A 1,497-nucleotide genomic window follows, 5' to 3' on the forward strand; every position below is an offset into this window, starting at 1 on the left:
GCCTCGCGTGTGCGGTCGGGCGTGTCCGAGCTCAGGTTGACCAGCGTCCGGCCGGCGAGTGACGCGGTGGAGCCGTCGAGGATGTCGTACATCGCCCGGTAGTCGGTGAGGCTGAGGATCACGAGGTCACTGGCTTCGAGCGCCTCGCCGGGTGTCGCCGCGCGCGTCGCTCCCTCGGCGACGACGCCGTCGGCCCGGCCGGCGGTGCGGTTCCAGACGGTGACCGGGTGGCCGGCGGTGAGGAGGGTGCGGGTCATCGCCCGGCCCATCGGGCCGAGCCCGATCACGGTGACCGCGCTGCCCTGTGTACTGGTGGGGTTCTGGTGTTCGTTCACGCCTCCATCCTGGAAGAGCTCCCCGAAGCCCGGAAGTACCCACTATTTTCTGCGGTACTTACCTTTTAGTAAGGGGGGTCAGTGATGGCCAAGGGACCGAGGCGCGGGCCGTACATCTGCGGCATCGACGCCGCGCTGGACGTGGTGAGCGGGAAGTGGAAGGGGCTCATCCTCTGGGAACTCGACACTCATGGTGTACGCCGCTTCGCCGAACTCCGCCGCGGTCTGCCCGGAGTGAGCGAGAAGATGCTCACCCAGCATCTGCGGGAAATGGAGGCGGACGGACTCGTCCACCGGGAGGTCTACGCCGAGGTGCCACCGCGGGTGGAGTACTCCCTGACCGAGGACGGGCACACGCTCCATCAGGCGCTCGGGCCACTCAGCGTCTGGGGGACGGAACGGACGTGCCGCGAAGGCCTCGAAAAGGTCGCCGTGCCCGAGACCTCGCCCAGCAGGGCATGAACCGGTCCCGCGACCGCAGCGACGACACCACCACCTCGGCGGGGGACTGTGCGGCTCTCCGGAATCGGGTACACCGGAGCTATGACCCCTGTGGGCACCGAACCAGAGCTCGCCGACCGCATCCTCGGGGGCTGGCTCGGCCGGATCGCGGGCAACATGCTCGGCAAGCCGGTCGAGCAGGGCGACCTGTGGACGCGGGACCGGATCGACCGCTACCTCCGGCAGGCCGCCGCCCTGCCCCTGACCGACTACCTTCCCGAACCCGTCGGCGAGAGCGACGGTTTCGAACTGCGGCCCGAGTGGCGTGAGTGCGTGCGCGGCCGCATCCACGGCAGCTGCCGTGACGACGACGTCGACTACGCCATCCTCGGCCTCGACCTCCTGGAGACCCACGGCTTCGGCTTCAGCACCGAACAGGTGGGCGACCTGTGGCTGCTGAGGCTGCCGTATCTGCAGACGTTCACCGCGGAGCGGGCCGCCTATCGCAACCTCGCCAACGGGCTGAAACCGCCGCTGACGGCGACGTACGACAACCCCTGCCAGGAGTGGATCGGCGCCCTCATCCGTGCCGACATCTACGGCTGGACCTGCCCCGGCGACCCACGTCGGGCAGCGTCCCTGGCCCGCCGGGACGCGGTGCTCTCGCACACCGGCAACGGCGTGTACGGGGCGATGTGGGCGGCGGCGCTGATCTCGGCGG

3 protein-coding genes are annotated in these 1,497 nt (G+C 69.7%); 2 read left to right on the forward strand and 1 reads right to left on the reverse strand.

Annotated elements, in window-relative coordinates:
• The coding region (locus tag JF597_RS54975) for an NAD(P)-binding domain-containing protein (RefSeq protein WP_294014721.1) at positions 1 to 335 on the reverse strand (335 nt) is incomplete at its 3' end.
• Positions 336 to 419: 84 nt separating this feature from the next.
• On the opposite strand from JF597_RS54975, the gene JF597_RS54980 reads away from it, so the two are divergent.
• Positions 420 to 797 (forward strand): helix-turn-helix domain-containing protein, encoded by a 378-nt coding sequence (locus tag JF597_RS54980; protein ID WP_294014724.1) that lies wholly within the window; start codon positions 420 to 422, stop codon positions 795 to 797.
• An 81-nt stretch (positions 798 to 878) separates the two neighbouring features.
• Positions 879 to 1,497, forward strand: a 619-nt coding sequence (locus JF597_RS54985) for an ADP-ribosylglycohydrolase family protein (RefSeq protein ID WP_294014727.1), incomplete at its 3' end; no start/stop codon positions are given.

The organism is Streptomyces sp., from assembly GCF_019510245.1.
In the GTDB taxonomy this organism is placed as follows: domain Bacteria; phylum Actinomycetota; class Actinomycetes; order Streptomycetales; family Streptomycetaceae; genus Streptomyces.